The sequence below is a fragment of the Pseudooceanicola nanhaiensis genome (assembly GCF_020171315.1).
GTDB lineage: Bacteria > Pseudomonadota > Alphaproteobacteria > Rhodobacterales > Rhodobacteraceae > Pseudooceanicola > Pseudooceanicola nanhaiensis_A.
This window is the reverse complement of sequence record NZ_JAIUZP010000005.1, coordinates 391,105-413,806: the sequence shown is the minus strand read 5'-3', so window position 1 is coordinate 413,806 and position 22,702 is coordinate 391,105. Positions and strand designations below refer to the sequence as shown.

At 67.0% G+C, this 22,702-nt stretch carries 23 protein-coding genes; 8 read left to right on the top strand and 15 right to left on the bottom strand.

Features of this window, described 5'->3' with window-relative positions:
- The 4 genes from LCM32_RS09600 to meaB form a co-directional block, all read right to left on the bottom strand.
- Positions 1 to 1,473 (bottom strand): efflux RND transporter periplasmic adaptor subunit, encoded by a 1,473-nt coding sequence (locus tag LCM32_RS09600; RefSeq protein ID WP_224820826.1) that lies wholly within the window; start codon positions 1,471 to 1,473, stop codon positions 1 to 3.
- 131 nt (positions 1,474 to 1,604) lie between these two features.
- Positions 1,605 to 2,138 (bottom strand): molybdenum cofactor biosynthesis protein B, encoded by a 534-nt coding sequence (gene moaB / locus LCM32_RS09595; protein WP_224820825.1) that lies wholly within the window; start codon positions 2,136 to 2,138, stop codon positions 1,605 to 1,607.
- Positions 2,139 to 2,237: 99 nt separating this feature from the next.
- Positions 2,238 to 3,035 (bottom strand): uracil-DNA glycosylase, encoded by a 798-nt coding sequence (locus LCM32_RS09590; protein WP_224820824.1) that lies wholly within the window; start codon positions 3,033 to 3,035, stop codon positions 2,238 to 2,240.
- Positions 3,036 to 3,176: 141 nt separating this feature from the next.
- Positions 3,177 to 4,139, bottom strand: coding sequence for a methylmalonyl Co-A mutase-associated GTPase MeaB (meaB, locus tag LCM32_RS09585; protein ID WP_412070673.1), 963 nt, complete (start codon positions 4,137 to 4,139; stop codon positions 3,177 to 3,179).
- A gap of 167 nt (positions 4,140 to 4,306) precedes the next feature.
- On the opposite strand from meaB, the gene hrpB reads away from it, so the two are divergent.
- Together hrpB and LCM32_RS09575 are read left to right on the top strand one after the other, a co-directional pair.
- Complete coding sequence (gene hrpB, locus LCM32_RS09580; RefSeq protein ID WP_224820822.1) at positions 4,307 to 6,745, top strand: ATP-dependent helicase HrpB; 2,439 nt, start codon at positions 4,307 to 4,309, stop codon at positions 6,743 to 6,745.
- 133 nt (positions 6,746 to 6,878) lie between these two features.
- Positions 6,879 to 7,799 (top strand): manganese-dependent inorganic pyrophosphatase, encoded by a 921-nt coding sequence (locus tag LCM32_RS09575; RefSeq protein ID WP_224820821.1) that lies wholly within the window; start codon positions 6,879 to 6,881, stop codon positions 7,797 to 7,799.
- A gap of 287 nt (positions 7,800 to 8,086) precedes the next feature.
- On the opposite strand, the gene LCM32_RS09570 is transcribed toward LCM32_RS09575, so the two are convergent.
- Positions 8,087 to 8,449 (bottom strand): SH3 domain-containing protein, encoded by a 363-nt coding sequence (locus LCM32_RS09570; protein ID WP_224820820.1) that lies wholly within the window; start codon positions 8,447 to 8,449, stop codon positions 8,087 to 8,089.
- Between the two features lie 284 nt (positions 8,450 to 8,733).
- On the opposite strand from LCM32_RS09570, the gene LCM32_RS09565 reads away from it, so the two are divergent.
- The 5 genes from LCM32_RS09565 (at position 8,734) to LCM32_RS09545 (ending at position 12,970) form a co-directional block, all read left to right on the top strand.
- On the top strand, positions 8,734 to 9,606 hold the full coding sequence (locus LCM32_RS09565) for a TIGR01459 family HAD-type hydrolase (protein ID WP_224820819.1): 873 nt from the start codon (positions 8,734 to 8,736) through the stop codon (positions 9,604 to 9,606).
- A gap of 102 nt (positions 9,607 to 9,708) precedes the next feature.
- Positions 9,709 to 10,149, top strand: coding sequence for a MaoC family dehydratase (locus LCM32_RS09560; RefSeq protein ID WP_224820818.1), 441 nt, complete (start codon positions 9,709 to 9,711; stop codon positions 10,147 to 10,149).
- A gap of 364 nt (positions 10,150 to 10,513) precedes the next feature.
- A complete protein-coding gene (locus LCM32_RS09555) occupies positions 10,514 to 11,449 on the top strand; it encodes a bifunctional riboflavin kinase/FAD synthetase (protein ID WP_224820817.1) in 936 nt (311 codons plus the stop codon).
- A complete protein-coding gene (locus LCM32_RS09550) occupies positions 11,446 to 11,919 on the top strand; it encodes a YcgN family cysteine cluster protein (RefSeq protein ID WP_224820816.1) in 474 nt (157 codons plus the stop codon). Before LCM32_RS09555 ends, LCM32_RS09550 begins: the two co-directional genes overlap by 4 nt.
- Position 11,920: 1 nt before the next feature.
- Positions 11,921 to 12,970, top strand: coding sequence for a threonine aldolase family protein (locus LCM32_RS09545; protein WP_224820815.1), 1,050 nt, complete (start codon positions 11,921 to 11,923; stop codon positions 12,968 to 12,970).
- A 57-nt stretch (positions 12,971 to 13,027) separates the two neighbouring features.
- On the opposite strand, the gene LCM32_RS09540 is transcribed toward LCM32_RS09545, so the two are convergent.
- A complete protein-coding gene (locus LCM32_RS09540) occupies positions 13,028 to 13,843 on the bottom strand; it encodes an alpha/beta fold hydrolase (RefSeq protein WP_224820814.1) in 816 nt (271 codons plus the stop codon).
- Positions 13,843 to 14,454: a 2-hydroxychromene-2-carboxylate isomerase gene (locus LCM32_RS09535; protein WP_224820813.1), complete on the bottom strand. Its 612-nt coding sequence runs from the start codon at positions 14,452 to 14,454 to the stop codon at positions 13,843 to 13,845. The genes LCM32_RS09540 and LCM32_RS09535 overlap by 1 nt, the downstream gene beginning before the upstream one ends.
- A gap of 101 nt (positions 14,455 to 14,555) precedes the next feature.
- Here LCM32_RS09535 and LCM32_RS09530 point away from each other — a divergent pair, with 101 nt between their 5' ends.
- Positions 14,556 to 15,569: a ribose-phosphate pyrophosphokinase gene (locus LCM32_RS09530; RefSeq protein WP_224820812.1), complete on the top strand. Its 1,014-nt coding sequence runs from the start codon at positions 14,556 to 14,558 to the stop codon at positions 15,567 to 15,569.
- 21 nt (positions 15,570 to 15,590) lie between these two features.
- Here LCM32_RS09530 and LCM32_RS09525 read toward each other — a convergent pair whose 3' ends face one another.
- The 8 genes from LCM32_RS09525 to LCM32_RS09490 all read right to left on the bottom strand — a co-directional run bounded on the left by LCM32_RS09525 (position 15,591) and on the right by LCM32_RS09490 (position 22,665).
- Positions 15,591 to 15,938, bottom strand: coding sequence for an H-type lectin domain-containing protein (locus LCM32_RS09525; RefSeq protein WP_224820811.1), 348 nt, complete (start codon positions 15,936 to 15,938; stop codon positions 15,591 to 15,593).
- Positions 15,939 to 16,055: 117 nt separating this feature from the next.
- Entirely contained in the window at positions 16,056 to 16,436 is a 381-nt protein-coding gene (locus LCM32_RS09520) for a VOC family protein (RefSeq protein ID WP_224820810.1), read from the bottom strand.
- 136 nt (positions 16,437 to 16,572) lie between these two features.
- On the bottom strand, positions 16,573 to 16,992 hold the full coding sequence (locus LCM32_RS09515) for a F0F1 ATP synthase subunit epsilon (protein WP_224820809.1): 420 nt from the start codon (positions 16,990 to 16,992) through the stop codon (positions 16,573 to 16,575).
- A gap of 11 nt (positions 16,993 to 17,003) precedes the next feature.
- Positions 17,004 to 18,428, bottom strand: a complete 1,425-nt coding sequence (gene atpD / locus LCM32_RS09510; protein ID WP_224820808.1) for a F0F1 ATP synthase subunit beta — start codon at positions 18,426 to 18,428, stop codon at positions 17,004 to 17,006.
- A gap of 17 nt (positions 18,429 to 18,445) precedes the next feature.
- On the bottom strand, positions 18,446 to 19,324 hold the full coding sequence (locus tag LCM32_RS09505; RefSeq protein ID WP_224820807.1) for a F0F1 ATP synthase subunit gamma: 879 nt from the start codon (positions 19,322 to 19,324) through the stop codon (positions 18,446 to 18,448).
- A gap of 12 nt (positions 19,325 to 19,336) precedes the next feature.
- Complete coding sequence (atpA, locus tag LCM32_RS09500; RefSeq protein ID WP_224820806.1) at positions 19,337 to 20,875, bottom strand: F0F1 ATP synthase subunit alpha; 1,539 nt, start codon at positions 20,873 to 20,875, stop codon at positions 19,337 to 19,339.
- Between the two features lies 1 nt (position 20,876).
- Positions 20,877 to 21,437 carry a F0F1 ATP synthase subunit delta gene (locus tag LCM32_RS09495; RefSeq protein ID WP_224820938.1) on the bottom strand — a complete coding sequence of 187 codons (561 nt, stop codon included), beginning with the start codon at positions 21,435 to 21,437 and terminating at the stop codon, positions 20,877 to 20,879.
- A gap of 457 nt (positions 21,438 to 21,894) precedes the next feature.
- Positions 21,895 to 22,665, bottom strand: coding sequence for a class I SAM-dependent methyltransferase (locus LCM32_RS09490; protein ID WP_224820805.1), 771 nt, complete (start codon positions 22,663 to 22,665; stop codon positions 21,895 to 21,897).
- Positions 22,666 to 22,702: the final 37 nt, after the last annotated feature.

Sequence of the window (22,702 nt, the reverse complement as noted above, 5' to 3'; positions counted from 1 at the left end):
TCAGCCTCCCATCCGGTCTTCGATGCGGGCCACCACCTTGGCGGGCACACGTTGCTGGTTCAGCTGCCCGAGGATGCGGGCCTTCACGTCCTCCGGCATCCGGGGGTTGGCCTCGATCAGCTGGATCAGCCGGGCACGGCGGTCGTCGGTCAGTTCGATCAGCTCGGCATCGTCCACGGCGGCCTCCTGCCGGGGCTCCTGCCCCGCCGGATAGACCGGGCGCACCCGTATGCCCGCGCCCAGAAGCGGCGTGCGTTCGGCCACGACGGCACGGCCTTCCAGCCCGTCGCCGCGCACGAGGATATCGTCGCCCTGCTGGCGCACCAGTTCGACCATGACCGGCTCCAGCCGCTCGTCCGCGCCCACGACCAGCACCTGACCCGCGGCATTCATCGCCGTGGCGGGCAGACGCACCACGTTGTCGAGCGGCGGCTCTTCGATGGCGACGGTCACGAAATCGCCGGGCTTGAGGCCGCGCGCCTGATCGAGCCGGGCATAGAGCTGGCGTCCCGACTGGCCGGTGGTCACCGCCGCGCTGTCGCGGCTGATCCGCCCCGTCGCCTGAAGCGCTACGCCATAGACATCCAGCGTCACGGTCACCGGCAGGTCGCGCAGATCTCCGTTTCCATCCAGAAGCAGCGCGTATTGCGGGGTCGAGACCCGGAAGGCGACCTCCAGCGCGTCGCCATCCACCAGCAGCGCCAGCTGTTCGTTGGCCGAGACGAGGCCACCCTCGACGCCCGCCACTTCGCTGAGCGTGCCGTTGAAGGGCGCGGTGATTGTCAGGTCCTCGAGATCGCGGGCCAGATCGGCGCGGGTGAGCCGCGCCCGGGCAAGGGAGGTATCCGCCTGATCCACACGCGCCTCGGCCTGCGCCAGCGCCGAGCGGGACGAGAGCACCGACTGCCGGGCCGAGGAGGCGGCCAGTTCGGCCTCCTCCACCAGCGCGGCAGAGCCGACGCCGCGGTCGCGCAGGTCACTCTGACGGCGGAAGGCCGCGGCGCGCAGCTCGGCCTGTTCCTCGGCGGCGGTGAGCGTATCGCGGGCGATCTCCAGCGCGCGCTCGGCGTCGCGACGCTCGGCCTCGGCATCCATCAGGTCCGCATCGGCACGGTCGAGCGCGGCCTGCGCCGGGGCCGGGTCGAGCCGGGCCAGCACCTCGCCGGCGGTCACCGCCGCGCCATCCTCGAAGGCCTCGGACAGTTCCACCAGTCGCCCGGCAGCGGCGGCGCGGATCTGAAGCTCGCGCCGGCTGGCGATGGCGCCATAGGCCTCCATCACCGGGGCGATGCGTTCGCCCTGCGCGGGCACCACGTTGACGGTGAAGATCCGTTCCCGCGCCTGCGGGATGCGGGGTTCCTGGCTCATCCGGTCCTGCACCGCGTCCTTCACGAGGACACCGGCATAGAGCAGCCCCGCCAAAGTGAGGGCGAGGAGGAACAATCCGGTCAAGCTCTGGCGCAGGAAACGCATGGCACCTCGGTCAGGTCTTCAAATGGCTTACGGCCGGAACGCCCGGCAGGATGAGTCAACAGGGCAACGTCGCTTTCGCCAAGCCACGTTCCCGTTACGATCTTAAGTATAGGGTCCTACGCAGGCCCCTGTCATTTCCGTCGCAGGTGTTCGTCCAGACGGGGAAAGATCTCGACGAAGTTGCAGGGCTTGTGCCGGTAGTCGAACTGATGGACGAGGATCTCGTCCCAGGCATCCTTGCAGGCCCCGGTGCTGCCGGGCAGCGCAAAGAGATAGGTGCCGCCCGCCACGCCGCCGGTGGCCCGGCTCTGCACGGCAGAGGTGCCGATCTTCTTCATCGAGACGATGGTGAAGACCGTCGCGAAGGCCTCGATCTCCTTCTCGTAGACGTCGCGGTGCGCCTCGACGGTGACATCGCGGCCGGTCAGGCCCGTGCCGCCGGTGGAAAGGATCACGTCGATCTCCTTGTCGGCGATCCATGCGCGCAGCTGATCGGCGATGGCGGCGCGGTCGTCGCGCAGGATCGTCCGGGCGGCGAGGTGATGGCCCGCCGCCTCGATCCGGGCCACCAGCGTGTCGCCCGAGCGGTCCTCGGCCAGCGAGCGGGTGTCGGACACGGTGAGAACCGCGATGCGGACGGGGATGAAGGGCTTGTCCTCGGCCATGGGCCACTCCTTGAGCAGGTCGTCTGTCAGTGTCGTCTCTGGCGGGCCCCGACGGCGCGGGGCGGGCGCGGGTGCGTACGCAGGTTCGGGGCGCCGGGTCTAGGCGCCGTTCAGCCGGGCGCGGATCGCCAGCAGGTCGGCCCAGGCCTCGCGCTTGGCCAGCGGCTGGCGCAGCAGGTAGGCCGGGTGGGTCATGGGCATGGCAGGGCGGCCGAAGGCCTCGGCCCAGTGGCCGCGCAGCTTGAGGATGCCGCGCTGCCCCAGCCCGGCCTGGCAGGAGGTATTGCCCATCAGGATCAGCACGTCCGGCTTCACCAGCGCCACGTGGCGCTGGAGGAAGGGCAGCATCATCGCGATCTCCTTCGGCTCGGGATCGCGGTTCTGCGGCGGGCGCCAGGGCATTACGTTGGTGATATAGACCGCCTTGGCCGGATCGTCGGAGCGACGGTCCATCCCGATCGCGCCCAGCATCCGGTCCAGCAACTGGCCCGCGCGGCCCACGAAGGGCTTGCCCTCGCGGTCCTCGTCGCGGCCCGGGGCTTCTCCGATGATCATCAGTTTCGCGCCCGGGTGGCCGTCACAGAAGACCAGCGACTTGGCCCCCTGCTTGAGCGCGCAATGTTCGTAGGCGGCCAGCGCCGCCTGCAGCGCCTCGAGGCTGCCGCACTGCTGGGCCGCATGGCGCGCGATCTCCACCGCGTCGGGCTCGGCCCGGTCGACGGGGGGCGGCGGCGCGACGGGGCGGCCATCCTTCGTCTTGGGGGTGACGGCGGCGGGCTCGGCCTTGGGCAGGTCGAAACGGTTCACCGGCGCATCGAGGATCGCCTCGGTCGCGCCGAGTTCCACCTGCCATTCCAGCAGGGCCCTTGCCGTGTGCCAGTCGAGTGCCGAATCCATGTCGGTCAAACTATCCCGCCTTGGCCGGGGTTTGAATGCTCGTTGTTCGGGCGTGCCTTGAACGCGCACGGGGGGCTGTCTGCCCCCCGGCCCCTGCGGGGCCACCCCCCGAGGATATTTGGGGCAAGAAAATGGAGCGCGTCACGTCCGGCGCAGCCAGCGCAGCATTTCCTCTGCCCCGCGCGCAGGGGTGAGACCGCCGGTGCCGACCTGCCCGGCGAGATCGGCCATCCGGCTGCGGGCCTCGGGCGTGTCGAGCTGCGAGAGCAGCGCGTTGCGCACGTCCTCGCGGAACCAATAGCGCGCCTGCGCCGCACGCATCCCGTCGAAATGGCCGTTTTCGCGGCGCCATGCGGTAAGGGCCTGCATCTCCTCCCAGGCGGTCTGGAGGCCGGTTTCCTCCATCGCGGAGACCATCATCGCCTTGGGATAGCCCTGCGGGTCCTGCGGACGCTTTCGCAGCAGGCGCAGCGCGCCCGCGTAGTCCGAGCAGGTGCGGGTGGCGACGGGTTTGAGATCGCCGTCGGCCTTGTTCACGAGGATGATGTCGGCCATCTCCATGATCCCGCGCTTGACGCCCTGCAGTTCGTCCCCGCCCGCGGGCGCCAACAGCAGGATGAAGAGGTCGGCCATCTCGGCCACCACGGTTTCGGACTGGCCGACGCCCACCGTCTCGATCAGCACCACGTCGAAACCCGCCGCCTCGCAGATCGCCACGGCCTCGCGGCTGCGGCGGGCCACGCCGCCGAGCTGGGTCTGGCTGGGCGAGGGGCGGATGAAGGCGTTCGGATCGCGCGAGAGCCGTTCCATCCGGGTCTTGTCGCCGAGGATCGAGCCGCCGGAGCGCGCCGAGGACGGGTCCACCGCCAGCACGGCGACGCGCAGGCCCTGCGCCGTCAGCATCATGCCGAAGCTTTCGATGAAGGTGGATTTGCCGACACCCGGCGTGCCGGAGAGCCCGATGCGCAACGCCTGACGGCCCGACTGCGCGAGACGTTCGATCAGGGCCACGGCCTCTTCGCGGTGGTCCTTGCGTGCGCTTTCCACCAGCGTGATTGCCCGGCTCAACGCGCGCCGGTCGCCCGCGATGACCTTCTCTGCCATCTGCCCGATGTCCAAAGCCTCTCCCTCCGGATCGCCGCCCCGGCCCCCTTCTTGCCGCCCCCGCGCGGGCAAGTCCACCCCGGCGGGTCGTCGCACCGCCCCCACCCCCTGCCGCGCCCGCTGCCGGGCCCCATTGCCCGGACCGGACCGATGTCGGATAAGGCGCCATGTCCCTGCCCATCGACGCCGCCCTGCCCGACCTGATCGCCGCGCTGCGCGCCCGCGGCCGCGCCGTGCTGCAGGCGCCGCCCGGCGCGGGCAAGACCACCCGCGTGCCGCTGGCCCTTCTCGACGCCGGGCTGGCGCAGGGCCGCATCCTGATGCTGGAGCCGCGCCGCCTCGCGGCCCGCGCCGCCGCAGAGCGCATGGCCGAGACGCTGGGCGAAAGCGCGGGACAGACCGTCGGCTACCGGGTGCGGGGCGAGGCGAAAGTGTCCAAGGCCACGCGGATCGAAGTGGTGACCGAGGGCATCCTAACACGGATGATCCAGTCCGACCCGGAGCTGTCGGGCGTGGGCGCCGTGCTCTTCGACGAATTCCACGAGCGCAGCCTGAACGCGGACCTCGGCCTCGCGCTCTGCCTCGAGATTGCGGGGGCGCTGCGCGAGGACCTGATCCTTGTCGCCATGTCCGCAACGCTGGACGCGGGCCCCGTGGCGGCCCTGATGGAGGATGCGCCCCTCGTGACTTCGGAAGGCCGCGCCTTCCCGGTGGAGACCCGATGGCTCGACAAGGCGCTGCCGCCCCGCAGCCGCCTGCCGGAGGCGACCGCAGACCTCGTGGCGCAGGCCGTCGCCGAGACCGAGGGCGGCGTGCTGGTCTTCCTGCCCGGCGAGGGCGAGATCCGGCGCACCGAGGCGCTACTGAAGAGCCGCCTTCCGGCGGAGTGCCAGCTGCGCCCGCTCTTCGGTGCCATGGACTTTGCCGCGCAGCGAGCCGCCATCGCCCCGGTGAAAGAGGGGCGCAAGGTCGTGCTGGCCACGTCCATCGCCGAAACCTCGCTGACGATCGAGGATATCCGCGTGGTGGTGGACGCGGGCCGCGCGCGGCGGTCCCGCTTCGATCCCGGTTCGGGCATGGCGCGGCTGGTGACCGAGCGGGTCACCCGCGCCGAGGCGACCCAGCGGGCAGGCCGCGCGGGCCGCGTGGCGGAAGGCACCTGCTATCGTCTCTGGTCCCGCGGCGAGGAAGGCGCGCTCGCCCCCTACCCGCCTGCCGAGATCGAGGCGGCGGACCTCGCCGGACTGGCGCTGGAGCTGGCGCTCTGGGGGGCGGCACCGGGCGACCTGCCCTTCCTCACGCCCCCGCCGGAGGGCGCCTTCGCCGAGGCGCAGGCCCTGCTGCGGATGCTGGGCGCGCTCGACGGGCAGAACCTGATCACCGCCCACGGCCGCGAGATGGCCGCCCTGCCGCTGCATCCGCGCCTCGCGCATATGCTGATCCGGGCCGGACGGGACGCCGCGCCGATGGCGGCGCTGATCGCCGATCGCGACCCGCTGCCCCGCGGGGTCTCGGTAGACCTGACCCTGCGGGCGGAGGCACTGGCCGACCCGCGCCGCTTTGCCCGCGACCGGGGGATCGAGCCGAACGGGGGCGCCCTGCACCGCATCCGCGACGAGGGCAAACGGCTGTCCCGGGCCGCGCCCGGGCCACGGGGGCTGGGCCTGGCGGAGCAGGTGGCCCTGGCCTATCCCGACCGGATCGGCCTGCGCCGCCCGGGCGATGACCCGCGTTGGCAGCTCTCGGGCGGCAAGGGCGTGAAGCTGGAGCCCGGCGATCCGCTGGCCGGGGCCCGGCTGATCGTGGTGACGGACACCGACGGCGACCCGCGCGAGGCCGCGATCCGACAGGCCGTGCAGATCGGCGAGGGCGAGATCCGCGGCCTCTTCACCGAGCAGATCGCCTGGGTCGACCACGTGGCCTGGTCGCGGCGCCACCGCCGGGTCGAGGCCCGCCAGCGCGAGATGTTCGGCGCCATCGCCCTGCAGGATCGCATCTGGCGCGAGGCCCCCGCCGAGGCCGTGGCCCGCACGATGCTGGACGGCGTGCGCGATCTGGGGCTGACGTGGTCGGAACCGGCCCGTCTCTTTGCCGCGCGGGTCACGCTGGCCCGCGCCGAGGACCCGGAGTTGCCCGAGATGAGCGACGCCGCGCTGCTGGAGAGCGCCGAGGACTGGCTGCTGCCCTATCTGACCGGCGTCCGCGACGCCGAGGGCTGGCGCCGGTTCGACATGCTGGACGCGCTGCGGGCACGGCTGACGTGGGACCAGATGCAGGCGCTCGACCGGGCGGTGCCGGCAAAGTTCACCACGCCGCTGGGGCGCCAGATCGCCATCGACTATGCCGGCGAGGCGCCGGGCATCACCCTGCGCCTGCAGGAGATGTTCGGCCAGACAACCCATCCCTCGGTCGCGGGCACGCCCCTGCGGGTGACCCTCCTCTCGCCCGCCGGACGGCCGGTGCAGGTGACCATGGACATCCCCGGGTTCTGGGCCTCCTCCTATGCCGACGTGCGCAAGGACATGCGCGGACGCTACCCCAGGCACCCCTGGCCAGAGGACCCGACGCAGGCCGACCCCACCCTGCGGGCCAAGCCGCGCGGCTGACCTTCGGCCAAGACTCCGCTGAGACGCTGCGCCGCAGCATTCCTTTGCCGACGACCGGCTCAACAGGGTGACAACCCTGCACATGCCGCTTATAAGGCTGGCCAAATCAACACACCAATCGACGGATCATTCAATGACGATCAAGGTTTTTGGCCACAAGTCCCCCGACACCGATTCCACCGGCTCGCCGCTGATCTGGGCCTGGTATCTTTCCGAGGTGAAAGGCACCCCGGCCGAGGCCAAGCTGCTCGGTGAACCCAACACCGAAGCCGCCTTCGTCCTGGAGAAGTGGAACTGCGACAAGCCCGAGATCATCTCGGACGTGACCGCGGACGACCAGGTTGTCATCGTGGACACCAACAACCCCGCCGAACTGCCCGCCGCGATCAACGACGCCGAGATCATCCAGATCATCGACCACCACAAGCTGACCGGCGGCATCGAGACCAAGGCCCCGATCGACATCACGATCAAGCCGCTCGCCTGCACCGCGACCATCATGTACAACCTGATGGGCGAAAACCGCGCCAAGATGACCGACCAGATCAAGGGCCTGATGCTGTCGTGCATCCTGTCCGACACGCTGGAATTCCGCTCCCCCACCACGACCGACCAGGACAAGGACCTGGCCGTGAAACTGGCGGCTGAGCTGAACCTCGACCTGTCGGCCTATGCCTCCGAGATGTTCGAAGCCAAGTCCGACGTCTCCGCCTTCTCCGACGCAGAACTGCTGCGGATGGACAGCAAGGAATACGCCGTCGACGGCACCAAGTTCCGCGTCTCCGTGCTGGAAACCACCGCACCCAAGATCGTGCTGGACCGCAAGGACAGCCTGATGGAAACCATGCTGACCGTCGCTTCGGAAGACGGCGTGGATCAGGTACTGCTCTTCGTCGTGGACATCCTGAACGAAGAAGCCACCCTGATGGTCCCCAACGATCTGGTGAAGACCGTGGCGGAAAAGAGCTTCGGCGCCACCGTCGAGGGCGACACCGTTGTCCTGCCCGGCATCATGAGCCGCAAGAAGCAGATCATCCCGTCGCTGAAGGTCTGACCTCTCCGGTCAGGACCTCGCGTCCGGAACACGAAGGGCGCCCCTCGGGGCGCCCTTTCTCGTGTCTGGTGGTCCGCGTGTGTCGCTGCGCTGCGTGCTGCATGTCGCAGGCAGGCGTCGCGCCGACACCGATCCGATCTGTGATAGACCGGGTGACCATGGGCATCAGGGCCCGGTCGCCTCGGCTTGGTCGGGGTGCTCCCCCGCCATAACCGCCGGTCGCGCACCGCTCCTATGCGGCACGCCTCAGCACGACCGATCTCAGCCTCCGCCCGGCTCGGCCCGTTTCAGTGTGCCCGGTACCCTGCGCGCTGCATCCGCAGGTGGTCCAGCGGCACCCAGCCGCTTGCACCATCCGCGTTCTCGCACCATGCCCAGCCATGCCCTTCGCTGACGGCGCGGACCACTTCGCCCGCCTTGCAGCTCAGTTCGCGTGCCGTGTAATCCACGGTCGCGACATAGCCCTCCGGGGCCGGCATCGGCAGCGCCTCGGGCACCCAGCCTTCGCCGCCTGTCCGGGACCGGGCCCAGAGCCAGCGATGACCGTCACGCTCGTCCGAGCGCCCGTCCAGTTCGACCGGATCCCCTGCACGCACCTTGATCGGATCGGCAGCCGTTGCGGTCCAGTTTTCAGTGACCTCGTATTGCATCGTTTCTTCTCCTGCTCAGGTCGTTTTGCTGAACAACGGGCGAGGCGCCGCCCCGGTTCCCCCGACAGACTGTCGCACCCGGCGCAGGGCGGCGGCCGTTGCGCCCGTGCATCACCCTCCGATTGCCGCGTTTCAGGGCGGGACGCTGCTGCGCAACATGACGGTCCGATGACAATTGGCCCAAGTCCTCGCCCAAGTCCCCGCCCCAGAACCGCCCCCTCTGGCCCCCGCGGCAAGGATCGGCCATACCAAGGCCGAACCCACTTTTCCTTTGCGAGGACCCCATGACCCGCATCGTCGCCTCCTTCGCCGACATTTCCACCAACTACGACGCCGCCTTTGTCGACCTCTGGGGCTGCGTCCACGATGGCGTGAAAGCCCTGCCCGAAGCGGTGGCGGCCCTTCAGGCGTACCGCGCTGCCGGCGGCACCGTCGTCCTCGTCACCAACTCGCCCCGCCCGCGCGCCAGCGTGGAGGTTCAACTGGACCACTTCGGCGTCGCCCGCGACGCCTGGGACACGATCACCACCTCCGGTGACAGCGCCCGCGCCGCCATGTTCGAAGGCGCCGTCGGCTCCAAGGTCTTCCACATCGGTGTGCCCGAGGAGACGGCCTTCTTCGAACCGCTGCACATCATCGACAACCCCGTCACGATCGAACGCGTTGATCTGGACGAGGCCGAGGGCATCGTCTGCACCGGCCCCTTCGATCCCCACGCCGATCCCTCCGTGCTGCGCCCGCAGCTTCTGCTGGCCAAGCAGAAGGGGCTGAAACTGCTCTGCGCCAACCCCGACATCGTGGTGGACCGCGGCGAGACCCGCGAATGGTGCGCCGGCGCGATTGCCGAGCTTTACACCGAGATGGGTGGAGAAAGCCTTTACTTCGGCAAGCCCCACCCGCCGATCTACGATCTGGCCCGCCGCCGCCTCGCGGCCACCGGCAAGGACATCCCGGACAGCAGCATCATCGCCATCGGCGACGGCATCCGGACCGACGTCCTCGGCGCCATGGGCGAAGGGATCGATTCCCTCTTCATCACCGGCGGCCTTGCGGCAAAAGAGACGCTGACCGAGGTCCAACCGGACGAAACCGCGCTAAATGACTATCTTAACAAGGAAAAGTCTTCCCCGACCTTCGCGATCGGTAAACTGCGCTGATCACATCTCCCCTTGACTTTCTGCGGCTGCGAGGTAATTAAATTGCCGAAACCACGATATGGTATAGCACAAAATTACTCGACCAATCCCACGGAGGGTCCCATGTTCGATCAAGCCCCGCGCGGAACCATCTACCTCGAAGACCTCGAGGTGGGCATGATGCGCCACCTCGAGAAGCAGGTGACCGACCGCGACATCGAGATGTTCGCCGAGGTCTCCAGCGACCACAACCCGGTGCACCTCGACGACGAATATGCGAAGCAGTCGATCTTCCACGGGCGGATCGCCCACGGGATGCTGACCGCCGGGCTGATCTCTGCCGTCATCGGGGAACAGCTTCCGGGCCACGGCACAATCTACATGAACCAGTCGCTGACCTTCCTCGCCCCCGTGCGCCCCGGCGACATCGTCCGGGCCGAGGTCGAGGTACTCGAGATCAACCACGCCAAGCGCCGGGTGAAACTCGACTGCCGCTGCCTCGTGGACGGCAAAAAGGTCCTGATCGGCGAAGGCATGGTGCTGGCCCCGACCCGCGCGGGCTGAGCTTCATCTTTCCAGAAATACGCATCTGCAGAACGGGGCCTCCACAGGGCCTCGTTTTCGCATCTGCGCCCCCGGTGCGTCCCATCCCGGAATTTTCAAAAATTCCGGTCCGGAGAATGCGCATTTTCCGGGTCCAGCCGCGCCGCCAGCGGACCCTTTGAACGACACGCTCCGCGCGAAACCCTGCGCTCAGAATTCTTCGAAGAATTTTCGAAAATTCTTGGGCGCGCCCTGTCGAGGGATCGGCAAACAGCCCGGTTCTGCACCACGGCCCCCTGCCCTGTGACCCCACGCACAGCCCCTGCCCGGCCGGAAGACGCTTGTCCCCTTGCGCCCCCTGCACGCCGGGGCTAACCCTCGGCCCATGAGGATCGTGCGTGATTACCACTTCGTCGCCCCGGAAAACCGTGGGGCCTGCGTCGCCATCGGCAACTTCGACGGTGTGCATCTCGGCCACCAGTCGGTGATCGACCTTGCCCGCGCGGCCGCGACCGAGATCGGCGCCCCGCTCGGCGTGCTGACGTTCGAGCCCCATCCCCGTGAATTCTTCGCGCCCGACGCCCCCGCCTTCCGGCTGACAAGTGCCGCCGCCCGGGCGCACCGGCTCCAGAAGCTGGGTGTCGAGACGCTCTACGAGCTGAACTTCAACACCGCCCTCGCCGCCCTAAGCCCGCGTGATTTCGCCGAGAAGGTGATCAAGGGCCTTGGCCTGCGCCACGTTGTTGTGGGCGGTGATTTCCACTTCGGCAAGGGCCGTGCCGGCTCGGTCGCTGATCTGCAGGCCTTCGGCGCCGAGATGGGCTTCGGCGTCACCGTGGCGCCCCTGCTGCGGGGCGAGGCCGGCAATGTCTCCTCCACCGCGATCCGCGAGGCCCTGACCGAGGGCCGCCCGCGCGATGCCGCCGCCATGCTGGGCCACTGGCACCGGATCGAGGGCACCGTGGTGACCGGCGACCAGCGGGGGCGCGACCTCGGCTTCCCCACGGCAAACATGTGGATCCGCGGCTTGCAGCAGCCCAAGTTCGGCGTCTACGCCGTGCTGGTCGACGTCCTCGATGGCCCGCACAAGGGCCAGTACAAGGGCGCGGCCTCCCTCGGGATGCGGCCCATGTTCAACGGGCAGGAGCCGAACCTCGAAACCTACTTCTTCGACTTCCACGGCGACCTCTACGGCGCCACGCTCTCCGTCGCGCTGATCGACTACCTGCGCCCCGAGCTGCGGTTCGATGGTCTCGACGCGCTGATCGCCCAGATGGACCGTGACTGTGACGAGGCCCGCGCCATTCTGGACGCCCTATGACCGACCCGATCGACCGCAAGAAGGGCCTGCGCCCCAAGTTCTGGGAGAAATACAGCCTCAAGCAGCTGACCCGGAAGGAATGGGAAGCGCTCTGCGATGGCTGCGGCAAATGCTGCCTGAACAAGCTGGAAGACGAGGAGACCGGCGAGGTCGCCCTGACCCGCGTCGCCTGCCGCCTGCTGGACGACGACACCTGCCTGTGCAGCCAATACGAGATCCGGCACCAGTTCGTGCCGGAATGCATCACGCTCCGCCCCTCGAACATCGAGAAGAACCTCTACTGGATGCCCCAGACCTGCGCCTACCGGCTGCTGCATCTGGGCCTGCCGCTCCATGACTGGCACCCGCTGATCTCGGGCGATCCCGCAACGGTGCATCGCGCGGGCGTCTCGGTGCAGGGCATGACCGTGTCCGAGTTCGAGATCGATGAGAACGAGTGGGAGGATTACATCATAGAGGAACCTCTCTGACATGTTCTTTGCCTCCGACAACGCCGGCACCGTTCACCCCGCGATCCTCGACGGGCTGGCCCGCGCGAACACCGGCTATGTCGCCAGCTATGGCGCCGACGATCTGACCGCCGCCACGCAGGCGCGCATCCGCGAGGTCTTCGAGGCGCCCGAGGCGATGGTCCACTTCGTCGCCACCGGCACGGCCGCCAACTCGCTGGCCCTCGCCACGCTGACCCAGCCGTGGGAAACCGCCTTCTGCTCGCCCGTGGCCCATATCCACGAGGACGAGTGCAACGCGCCCGAGTTCTACATGGGCGCGGCCAAGCTGACCCTCGTGCCCGGTTCCGACAAGATCGCCCCCGAGGCGCTGCGCACCGCCATCGCGGCGGAGGAAAGCCGCGGCGTGCACGGGCCGCAGCGCGGGCCGGTCTCGATCACCAACCTGACCGAGAAGGGCCGCGCCTATTCGCTGGCCGAGACCCGCGCGATCTGCGACGTGGCCGGGGACTTCGGCCTCAAGGTGCACCTCGACGGCTCGCGGTTTGCAAATGCGATGGTCGCGCTCGGCTGCACCCCGGCCGAGATGACGTGGAAGGCGGGCGTGGATGCGGTCTCCTTCGGCGGCACAAAGAACGGCTGCATGGGCGTCGAGGCGGTGGTGATCTTCGACCCCGCGAAATCCTGGGAATTCGAGCTGCGCCGCAAGCGCGGGGCGCATCTCTTCTCCAAGCACCGCTACCTCTCGGCCCAGATGATGGCCTACCTCGAGGACGACCTCTGGCTCGACCTGGCGCGCCGGTCGAACGCCGCCATGGCGCGGCTGGCCACGGGGCTGCGCGACATTCCCGGTGCCCGCTTCCTGCATGAGCCCGAGGCCAACATGCTCTTCGCCTGGCTGCCGCGCGGGTTGCACCGCAAGCTTCAGGCCGAAGGTGCGCGCTATGCCTTCTATGACGGAGACCTCGACAGTGGCCCGGACGAGGAGCCGCTGATGGCGCGCTACGTCGCCGACTGGGCGCTGACGGATGAGGATATCGACCGCTACCTCGACCTCGCCCGGCAGGGCTGAGACACGGACACGCAACAGGCCGGCCCCTCGGGACCGGCCTTTTTCATGCGCACACCGTCAGAGGAAGGCGCGGATCGCCTCTGCCACCTGCGTGGGATGGGTGATCGGCACCATGTGCCGTGCGCCGGGCACCGTCATCACCCGCGCATCCGGCAGGCGCCGCGCCAGGGCCCGGTTGATCGCGTTCATGTAGATCGGGCTGTCGCCGCCATCGATCAGCAGCACCGGCACCGAGACATCCGCCAGCGTATTGCGCGAGACCATGCCCGAGGGATCGCCGTAGTTGGTGGCGCGGAAGGCCTCGACCATGGGGATCTGCGCCACGAACTGTTTGCGCATCTCCTCCGGCAGCAACTCCCAGCTGACGCCACCGCCCCAGACCGACATGAAGGCCTTGGCCGCGGCCTCGTCATCCCCTGACGCGATGGCCTCGGCATAAGGGGCCTGTTCCCGGTCGTGGCGTGTCTTGAGCGCAGGATCATCCGCGAAGGCGGGGGTGAAGAACACCGGTTCCGCCAGCACGAGGCTGCGCACGAGGTCGGGCCGGTCCACGGCGAGGCGCAGCGCAGTGGTCGCGCCGAAGGAATGGCCGATCAGGTCGATGGGGGCGCCCTGCCCCATCTCCTCGGCCATGGGGATGGCGATGTCGCGGGCGGCCTCCTGATAGGTGCCGGTGCCGTCCCAGGGATCGGTTCCGCCATGGCCGGGCAGGTCGAAGCCCCGCATCCAGAGCCTGTCGGTCAGCATCTCTGCCACCGGGCCCCAAGCGCCGGAATGCGCAAGGGCGCAGTGGATCATCAGCGCAGGGCGATCGCCGGGCGTGCCCCATTCGCGCCAGCCGACGGTGCGGCCGGCGATCGTGTCCTTGGGCATCAGAGCTTGCCTGCGAGGAAGAGGTCGAGGTCCTCCAGCCGATCCTGTCCCCAGAAGCATTCGCTGCCGTCCACCACGTAGAAGGGCGAGCCGAAGACACCGGCCTGCACCGCTTCCTCGGTGTTGCGGGCAAAGGTCTCGGCCCCCATGAGCAGCCCGCTGTCGGCAAGCGCCGGATCGAAGCCCGCGGCGGAGAGACCGGCGCGGATCACGTCGTCTTCGGCGATGTTCTTCTCCTCGGCCCAGCAGGCGCGCAGGTAGCCGTGCACCAGCCCGGCGAGGTCACCGCCGGCGCCCTTTGCATTCGCCGCCTGCGCCGCGATGATCGCGTAGCAGGAGGGCGCGGGGTTGGTCGGGAAATGCGCAGGTTGCAGGGTCAGCGGCAGGCCGGTCTTGGCCCCGCCCCGGCGCAGTTCCTGCATCCGGTAATTGCGCCGCGCGACGGGCCGTTCGGCCAGCGGCAGCCCCCCGGTCTGCGAGAAGACCTTGGGCAGGTCGACCGGCTTGTAGGTGATCGTAGCCCCGTGTTTCGTGGCAATCTCCTCCAGCCGGAGCCCGGCGAGGTATGTCCACGGCGAAATCGTCGTAAAGTAATAGTCGATATGCGCCATCTGCCCCTCCTAGGCCCCTGTCGCGGTTTGGCAAGACCGTATCCGGGTGGTAAGCGGTGTCAACGTCACGAATCTGTCACCCGTTCCTCCCGGAGTCGAAGATGCCCATGCTGAACGAACCCAAACTCATTGCTGGCAATGCCAACAAACCTCTGGCCAATGCCATCTGCCGGCGCATGTCCATGCATCGCGGAATGAACGTCGGCCTCGTCGATGCGCGGGTGGAGCGGTTCAACGATCAGGAGATCTTCGTCGAGGTCTACGAGAACGTCCGCGGCGAGGACATGTTCATCATCCAGTCGACGTCGAACCCGGCGAACGACAACCTGATGGAACTGCTGATCATGACCGACGCGCTGCGTCGTTCCTCGGCCAGCCGCATCACCGCCGTGATCCCCTACTTCGGCTACGCCCGTCAGGACCGCCGCACCAAGGCCCGGACCCCGATCAGCGCCAAGCTGGTTGCCAACATGATGGTCGAGGCCGGCATCGAACGCGTCCTGACCATGGACCTGCACGCGGCGCAGATTCAGGGCTTCTTCGACATCCCCGTCGACAACCTCTATGCCTCGCCGATCTTTGCACTGGATATCCGCGACAAGTTCGCAGGCCAGATGGACGACCTCATGGTCGTCTCGCCCGACGTGGGCGGCGTGGCGCGCGCCCGTGAACTGGCCAAGCGGATCAACGCCCCGCTCTCGATCGTGGACAAGCGCCGCGAGAAGCCGGGCGAGATCGCCGAGATGACCGTCATCGGGAACGTGCAGGACAAGGTCTGCATCATCGTTGACGACATGTGCGATACCGCTGGCACGCTCTGCAAGGCGGCGCAGCTGCTGGTCGACCACGGCGCGAAAGAGGTGCACGCCTACATCTCGCACGGCGTCCTGTCCGGCCCGGCGGTGGAGCGCGTGACCAATTCGGTCATGAAGAGCCTCGTCATCACCGACTCGATCGCAGCACCCCAGCCGGTGCTGGACGCGCCGAACATCCGCATCGTGCCGACGGCCCCGATGTTTGCCCAGGCGATCCTGAACATCTGGAACGGCACCTCGGTCTCCTCGCTCTTCGAGGCGAACACGCTGGAGCCGATCTACGAAGGCTTCTTCAAGTAAGCGATTGGCGGGTGGGGCGTCTCAGACGTCCCACTCGTCGTCATCGGCGACCTCGCCGATGGCCATCCAGCGGGCCCGTGCGCGGGCGATTTTGGTATCGCCCCACGTCCGGAAGACCAGCTCGAAGCTGGTCGTGGTGACCGTTTCGGCCGTCACATCGGCCCGCAGGTTCGCCCCCTGGGCCACATCCCACATCGACAGCGCGCAATGCACCACCGGCGGCGTCCGGAAGATTTCCGAGAAGGTGATCGCAAGGCGACGCTCACGCGGGCCTTCGCCGGTCCACATGTCCCCCCCCTCTTCGAAATCCGAGAAGATCAGGTCTTCGCCCTGATCGACGCCGATCATGTTGCGGTTCAGCCGTTTCATGCGATCAGTCCGCACAGGCCAAGGGGGCGTTCACCGCGGGAGAGGGAATAGTCTGCCAAGTCTTTGTCTTTTTGTGGTTCAGGGCATAGGCACAATGCGCGATTTTTGGCCGATTGGTCAATCTTCGTCCGCGCCGTCGGGATCCGTCTCGAGCAGTTCGATCCGGTTGCCGAAGGGGTCATCGACATAGACCCGACGCAGCCCGGGCAGATCGACATCCATGCGCCACTTCACATCCCGGTCGTCCAGCCGTTCGACCATGGCGGGCAGAGAGGCCACACGGAAGGCGGGATGGGCCTTGCGGGCGGGATTGAAGGGGGTCTCGACACCGAGGTGCAGCCGCAGGGCGCCCTGCTCGAACCAGACGCCGCCACGGGCGCCGAGGGGCGCGGGCTTTGCCACTTCGGCAAGGCCAAGCACATCGCCATAGAACGCACGGGCTGCGGGTTCCTGCCCCTGTGGCATGGCGAGCTGAACATGGTGCATGTCGAGGATCATAGCGTTTTCCCACTACTGTATACTGCCGTATACCGCAGATAGGGCAATCGCTTCCACTGCCAAGATCCTAGAACGGAAAAAGGCCCCGCACAGGGGGCCTTTACCAAAATTTCACAGAGCGTCTGATCCGGGTGGATCAGAGGTTGGGCTGGTTCGGGTCCAGACCGATGTGGGTGCCGAGGGCAACCATGTCGGCCAGCAGCTTGGTGGCTGCTTCGGTCAGGTGCTCCGGTGCGTTCTGCTTGGCAGCATGCGCCTGAGCGACCCAGTCGTCGATGTGACCCTGGGTGACTTCCCCCTTGGGCAGCGCCGTCTCTGCCAGCACCGAGATGCTTTCGCCAGAGATCTCGGCGAAGCCGCCGGTGACCACGTATTCCTGCTCCCCGTCCGGGCCGCTGACTTTCAGCACGCCGGGACGCAGGGTGGTGATCAGCGGCGAATGGCCCTGCATCGCCGTGAGATCGCCCGCAGCCGCGGGGATCTCGACGGCGGTGACCGGACCCGACACGAGCTTGCGCTCGGGCGAGACCAGGTCGAACTGCGTCGTATTCGCCATCAGGATACCCCTCAGGCCGCTTCAGCGGCGAGTTTCTCGGCCTTGGCTTTCACCTCTTCGATGCCGCCGACCATGTAGAAGGCTGCTTCGGGCAGGTGATCGTATTCGCCGGCGACAACCGCCTTGAAGGACGAGATGGTGTCTTCCAGGGGAACCTGAACACCGTCGGAACCGGTGAAGACCTTTGCCACGTCGAACGGCTGCGAGAGGAAACGCTGGATTTTCCGGGCGCGGGCCACGGTCAGCTTGTCCTCTTCCGACAGTTCGTCCATGCCGAGGATCGCGATGATGTCCTGCAGCGACTTGTAGCGCTGAAGGATACCCTGGACCTCACGGGCGACGTTGTAGTGCTCTTCGCCAACGATCTGCGGGTCGAGGATCCGCGAGTTGGAGTCGAGCGGGTCAACGGCCGGGTAGATGCCGAGTTCCGAGATGGCACGGTTAAGAACCGTCGTCGCGTCGAGGTGCGCGAAGGTCGTGGCCGGTGCCGGGTCGGTAAGGTCATCCGCGGGAACGTAGACGGCCTGGATCGAGGTAATCGAGCCGGCTTTCGTCGAGGTGATCCGTTCCTGCATGGCGCCCATGTCGGTGGCCAGCGTCGGCTGGTAGCCCACTGCGGAGGGGATACGGCCCAGAAGTGCGGACACCTCGGAACCTGCCTGCGTGAAGCGGAAGATGTTGTCGACGAAGAACAGAACGTCGGTCCCGGACTGGTCGCGGAACTGCTCGGCCAGGGTCAGGCCGGTCAGAGCAACACGGGCACGGGCCCCCGGAGGCTCGTTCATCTGACCGTAAACCAGGGCCACCTGCGATTCCGACAGGTTGTCGGGCTTGATGACGTTGGATTCGATCATCTCGTGGTAGAGGTCGTTCCCTTCACGGGTCCGCTCGCCAACACCGGCGAACACGGAGTAGCCCGAGTGCACCTTTGCGATGTTGTTGATCAGTTCCATGATCAGAACGGTCTTGCCCACACCGGCGCCGCCGAAGAGGCCGATCTTACCACCCTTGGAGTAGGGCGCGAGAAGGTCGATCACCTTGATGCCGGTGACGAGGATCTCGGTCTCGGTTGCCTGCTCGGAGAACTCCGGAGCGGGCTGGTGGATCGCGCGGGTCTCTTCCGCTTCCACGGGGCCCTGTTCGTCGACGGGTTCGCCGACGACGTTCAGGATGCGGCCCAGGGTGGCGTTGCCGACGGGGATCGAGATCGGGCCGCCGGTGTCGGCGACTGCCTGACCGCGAACCAGACCTTCGGTTGCGTCCATTGCGATGGTGCGAACGGTGTTTTCGCCGAGGTGCTGAGCAACTTCCAGAACCAGCTTCTTACCGTTGTTTTCGGTGGTCAGAGCGTTCAGGATCTCCGGCAGGTGATCCGAGAACTGCACGTCCACAACGGCGCCAATGACCTGAGTCACCTTGCCTTTTGCGTTTGCCATGTCGTTTCTCCGGTTCCTTAGAGCGCCTCGGCGCCCGAAATGATTTCAATCAGCTCGTTGGTGATCACGGCTTGACGCGAGCGGTTGTACTCGATGGTCAGCTTGTCGATCATTTCGCCAGCGTTGCGGGTCGCGTTGTCCATGGCGGACATCCGCGCCCCCTGTTCCGAGGCTGCGTTTTCGAGCAGCGCCGCAAAGATTTGCGTCGCCACGCCACGGGGCAGCAGGTCGGCAAGGACCTCCTCCTCCGAGGGCTCGTATTCGTAGAGGGCCGAGGCCGCGCCCGTGTCTTCGGGAGCGTCGAACTTGGCCGGGATGACCTGCAGGGCGGTCGGGGTCTGCGTCACGACGTTGACGAACTTCGAGTAGAAGATCGTCGCCACGTCGAACTCGCCCGCGTCGAACTTGCCCAGCACGTCCTTGGCGATATCGGTGGCAGTGCCATAGCCGATACGCTTGACGTCGGACAGGTCGACGTGGCCGATGTACAGCTCACCCAGGTCGCGCTTCATTGCTTCGCGACCCTTCTTGCCGACGGTGATGATCTTCACCGTCTTGCCCTTCTGGATCAGGTCACGGGCGTGCTGGCGGGCCAGCTTGGCGATGTTCGCGTTGAACCCGCCGCACAGACCGCGCTCCGACGTCATGACGACGAGCAGGTGCACGTCGTCCTTGCCGGTGCCTTTCAGCAGCAGCGGTGCCGTATCCGACCCGCCGACCGAGGCCGCCAGCTGACCCATCACCGCGTTGAAACGCTCGGCGTAGGGGCGTGCGGCTTCGGCAGCGTCCTGCGCGCGGCGAAGTTTCGCCGCGGCAACCATCTGCATGGCCTTGGTGATCTTGCGGGTCGATTTGACCGACGAGATCCTGTTTTTTAGGTCCTTGAGAGAAGGCATTACGTCTCTCCCTTACGCGAAGTCTGCCGCGAACTCGTCCAGCACAGCCTTCAGTTTGTCAGCGGGCTCGCCCTTGATCTTGGGATCTTCGTTGGTGATCCAGTCAAGAACGTCCTTCTTCTTGGTGCGCATGAACTTGAGCAGCTCTGCCTCGTAGCGGCCGACGTCCTTGACGTCGATCTTGTCGAGGTAGCCGTTGGTGCCGGCGAAGATCACGGTGACGATCTCTGCGTTGGTCAGCGGCTGGTACTGCGGCTGCTTCATCAGCTCGGTCAGACGGGCACCACGGTTCAGCAGGCGCTGCGTGGAGGCGTCGAGGTCCGAACCGAACTGGGCGAAGGCGGCCATCTCGCGGTACTGGGCGAGCGACAGTTTCACCGGGCCAGCCACCGAGGACATCGCCTTGGTCTGAGCCGAGGAGCCCACGCGGGACACCGACAGACCGGTGTTCACGGCCGGGCGGATACCTTGGTAGAACAGTTCGGTTTCCAGGAAGATCTGGCCGTCGGTGATCGAGATCACGTTGGTCGGAATGAACGCCGAAACGTCGCCGCCCTGGGTTTCGATGATCGGCAGTGCGGTCAGCGAGCCGTTGCCAGCTGCGTCACCCATCTTTGCCGAACGTTCCAGCAGCCGGGAGTGGAGGTAGAACACGTCGCCCGGGTAGGCTTCACGCCCCGGCGGACGGCGGAGCAGCAGGGACATCTGGCGGTAGGCCACGGCCTGTTTGGAGAGGTCATCGTAGATGATCAGCGCGTGACGGCCGTTGTCGCGGAAGAATTCCGCCATCGCGGTCGCGGTGTAGGGCGCGAGGTACTGCATCGGCGCGGGGTCCGAAGCGGTTGCGGCCACGACGATCGAGTATTCGATCGCGCCGGTCTCTTCGAGACGCTTCACCAGCTGCGCAACGGTCGAGCGCTTCTGGCCGATGGCGACGTAGACGCAGTAGAGCTTCTTGCTCTCGTCGTCGCCGGCGGCTTCGTTGTAGGACTTCTGGTTCAGGATCGCGTCGAGAGCCACGGCGGTTTTGCCGGTCTGACGGTCACCGATGATGAGCTCACGCTGGCCACGGCCGATCGGGATCATTGCGTCGACCGATTTCAGGCCGGTCGCCATCGGCTCGTGCACCGATTTACGGGGAATGATGCCCGGTGCCTTGACGTCGGCCACGCGACGCTCGGCTGCCGCGATCGGACCCTTGCCGTCCAGCGGGTTGCCGAGGCCATCGACGACGCGGCCCAGCAGGGCGTCGCCTGCGGGAACGTCCACGATGGAGTTGGTCCGCTTGACGGTGTCGCCTTCTTTGATGTCACGGTCCGAACCGAAGATCACGACACCAACGTTGTCGCTCTCGAGGTTCAGCGCCATGCCCATGATGCCGCCGGGGAATTCGACCATCTCACCGGCCTGGACGTTGTCCAGACCGTAGACGCGGGCAATCCCGTCGCCGACGGAGAGCACGCGGCCAACTTCGGCCACTTCTGCTTCCTGGCCAAAGTTTGCGATCTGCTCCTTGAGGATCGCAGAGATTTCGGCTGCTTGGATACCCATCTTATCCGACCTCTTTCATTGCATTCTGGAGGGAGTTGAGCTTCGAGCTGATCGAGGTGTCGATCATCTTCGAGCCCACCTTAACAACGAGACCGCCAATGAGCGTTTCATCGACGGCCGCAACAATCTTCACATCCTTGCCCACGGAAGCCGACAGCACTTTGGCCAGCTTCTCGGACTGGGTCTTGGTCAGCGCCTTGGCACTGGTGACCTCGGCGGTCACTTCACCCTTGTGCTCCGCCAGCAGGGCGCGCAGCGCCTCGACGAGCTGGGGAAGGGCGAACAGACGGCGCTTCTGCGCCATCAGCTGCAGGGCATTGCCAAGCACATCGGCCAGACCCATCTTTTTCGCCACGGCGGCAATCGCCTTGGCCTGTTCCTCGCGCGTGTAGACCGGCGACGAGATCAGCGCCTTGAGGTCGTCACTTTCCGCCAAAGCCGCGGACAGGTCTGCGACGCCAGTCTCGAGCTGAGACAGGCTGTCGTTGTCACGGGCAATCTCGAAGATGGCGGTGGCATAGCGGTGCGCAATGCCGGAGGAGATCGAAGCTGGTTCGGACACGTCCACCCTTCCGATGTCAGGCCCCGATCCGCCGTGAGGGTGCGGGCCCGGGGGGTTGGCAGCAAGACAGCGCAGCCGAAGCCGCGCCGAAGCATCAAAATCGCCGTGGGTCTAGCAGAGGCCACCCCGCCTATCAACCTGCTTGCAAGGATTAGCGGGTCAATCGGACGGCCTTGTTTTTCAGGCGCTTCTCACAGCGCCGTCAGTCTCTCATGACTGATTGCGCCCCGCATCCGGGCGGAAACACTCACGATTCCTTTACCTTTTGCGAATCCGTCAGGCGCTAACATCGACCCATGCACCAGCTGCAAGGGCGACGGATATCGCTAACGCCTGACAATATTTTTTTTACCTGCGGCATTTCGCGCCCCCTCCGGGGCACCGAATGGAGGCGGCGGCTCGCATGACGCCGGGTCAGGATTCGTCCACAGCCCGGGTCGGTGCAGGAGACGCATGCTCAGAACCGGCCCTCGCCGCGCGACAGCGCGCCTTCGGGTTTCGCGGCCGCCAGCCCTTCGAGGACGCGCAGACCGGAGGGCTTGCGGATGCGCTCGCCCGGACCCGAGGGCGCCTGCACCCGCTTCGACGCCTCCACCATGAGGACCCCGCCGGAAATCACCATGGACAGCGACGCGCCCGCCTTCTCCCAGAACCCGGCCGTCTTGCGCCAGAAGCGGCGCCCGGAGGGCGGCTGGTAGAGCGTGTGGATCGCGGTTTCGGGCAGGAAGGAATGCCGCTTGAGCTGCGCCTCCAGCTGCCCCTGACTGTAGGGCCGCCCGTAGCCGAAGGGCGTCCGATCCGACCGGGACCAGAGCCCGGCGCGGTGCGGCACGATGAAGAGCGCCTTGCCCCCCGGACCCAGCACGCGGAAACATTCCGCCAGCAGGTCGGTGGGATTCTCCGAGGTCTCCAGCCCGTGCATCAGGACCAGCTTGTCCACCTGCCCTGTGTCGAGGGGCCAGTTGGTTTCGTCGCACAGGACCGAGACGTTGGGCATGCCCGCGGGCCAGGGCATCACCCCCTGCGGCGCGGGCATTAGGCCGATCACCCGGCGCGCCTCGGGCAGGTAGGGCCGCAACAGCGGCACGGCAAAGCCGAAGCCCGCCACGGTCTGCCCCTGCGCCTCGGGCCAGAGCTTGAGGACCTGCATGCGCACCTGATGCTGCGCCGCCCTGCCAAGGGTGGAGCGGTAATAGAAATTCCGCAGATCCTGAACATCCAGATGCATTTGCCTTCGGCCCGCTTAGCTGCAAGTCTTGAGAGGA

Excerpts from the sequence above, each read along its gene's own strand:
- LCM32_RS09515 (WP_224820809.1), bottom strand. The coding sequence starts at position 16,992 with ATGGCGAATACGACGCAGTTCGACCTGGTCTCGCCCGAGCGCAAGCTC.
- LCM32_RS09590 (WP_224820824.1), bottom strand. The coding sequence starts at position 3,035 with ATGGATTCGGCACTCGACTGGCACACGGCAAGGGCCCTGCTGGAATGG.
- LCM32_RS09540 (WP_224820814.1), bottom strand. The coding sequence starts at position 13,843 with ATGCCCAAGGACACGATCGCCGGCCGCACCGTCGGCTGGCGCGAATGG.
- LCM32_RS09565 (WP_224820819.1), top strand. The coding sequence starts at position 8,734 with ATGACCCGCATCGTCGCCTCCTTCGCCGACATTTCCACCAACTACGAC.
- LCM32_RS09490 (WP_224820805.1), bottom strand. The coding sequence starts at position 22,665 with ATGCATCTGGATGTTCAGGATCTGCGGAATTTCTATTACCGCTCCACC.
- LCM32_RS09520 (WP_224820810.1), bottom strand. The coding sequence starts at position 16,436 with ATGATCCTCGACATGCACCATGTTCAGCTCGCCATGCCACAGGGGCAG.
- LCM32_RS09560 (WP_224820818.1), top strand. The coding sequence starts at position 9,709 with ATGTTCGATCAAGCCCCGCGCGGAACCATCTACCTCGAAGACCTCGAG.
- LCM32_RS09555 (WP_224820817.1), top strand. The coding sequence starts at position 10,514 with ATGAGGATCGTGCGTGATTACCACTTCGTCGCCCCGGAAAACCGTGGG.
- LCM32_RS09600 (WP_224820826.1), bottom strand. The coding sequence starts at position 1,473 with ATGCGTTTCCTGCGCCAGAGCTTGACCGGATTGTTCCTCCTCGCCCTC.
- LCM32_RS09535 (WP_224820813.1), bottom strand. The coding sequence starts at position 14,454 with ATGGCGCATATCGACTATTACTTTACGACGATTTCGCCGTGGACATAC.
- atpA (WP_224820806.1), bottom strand. The coding sequence starts at position 20,875 with ATGGGTATCCAAGCAGCCGAAATCTCTGCGATCCTCAAGGAGCAGATC.
- hrpB (WP_224820822.1), top strand. The coding sequence starts at position 4,307 with ATGTCCCTGCCCATCGACGCCGCCCTGCCCGACCTGATCGCCGCGCTG.
- LCM32_RS09545 (WP_224820815.1), top strand. The coding sequence starts at position 11,921 with ATGTTCTTTGCCTCCGACAACGCCGGCACCGTTCACCCCGCGATCCTC.
- moaB (WP_224820825.1), bottom strand. The coding sequence starts at position 2,138 with ATGGCCGAGGACAAGCCCTTCATCCCCGTCCGCATCGCGGTTCTCACC.
- LCM32_RS09530 (WP_224820812.1), top strand. The coding sequence starts at position 14,556 with ATGCCCATGCTGAACGAACCCAAACTCATTGCTGGCAATGCCAACAAA.
- LCM32_RS09550 (WP_224820816.1), top strand. The coding sequence starts at position 11,446 with ATGACCGACCCGATCGACCGCAAGAAGGGCCTGCGCCCCAAGTTCTGG.
- meaB (WP_412070673.1), bottom strand. The coding sequence starts at position 4,139 with ATGGCAGAGAAGGTCATCGCGGGCGACCGGCGCGCGTTGAGCCGGGCA.
- LCM32_RS09570 (WP_224820820.1), bottom strand. The coding sequence starts at position 8,449 with ATGCAATACGAGGTCACTGAAAACTGGACCGCAACGGCTGCCGATCCG.
- LCM32_RS09575 (WP_224820821.1), top strand. The coding sequence starts at position 6,879 with ATGACGATCAAGGTTTTTGGCCACAAGTCCCCCGACACCGATTCCACC.
- LCM32_RS09505 (WP_224820807.1), bottom strand. The coding sequence starts at position 19,324 with ATGCCTTCTCTCAAGGACCTAAAAAACAGGATCTCGTCGGTCAAATCG.
- LCM32_RS09525 (WP_224820811.1), bottom strand. The coding sequence starts at position 15,938 with ATGAAACGGCTGAACCGCAACATGATCGGCGTCGATCAGGGCGAAGAC.
- atpD (WP_224820808.1), bottom strand. The coding sequence starts at position 18,428 with ATGGCAAACGCAAAAGGCAAGGTGACTCAGGTCATTGGCGCCGTTGTG.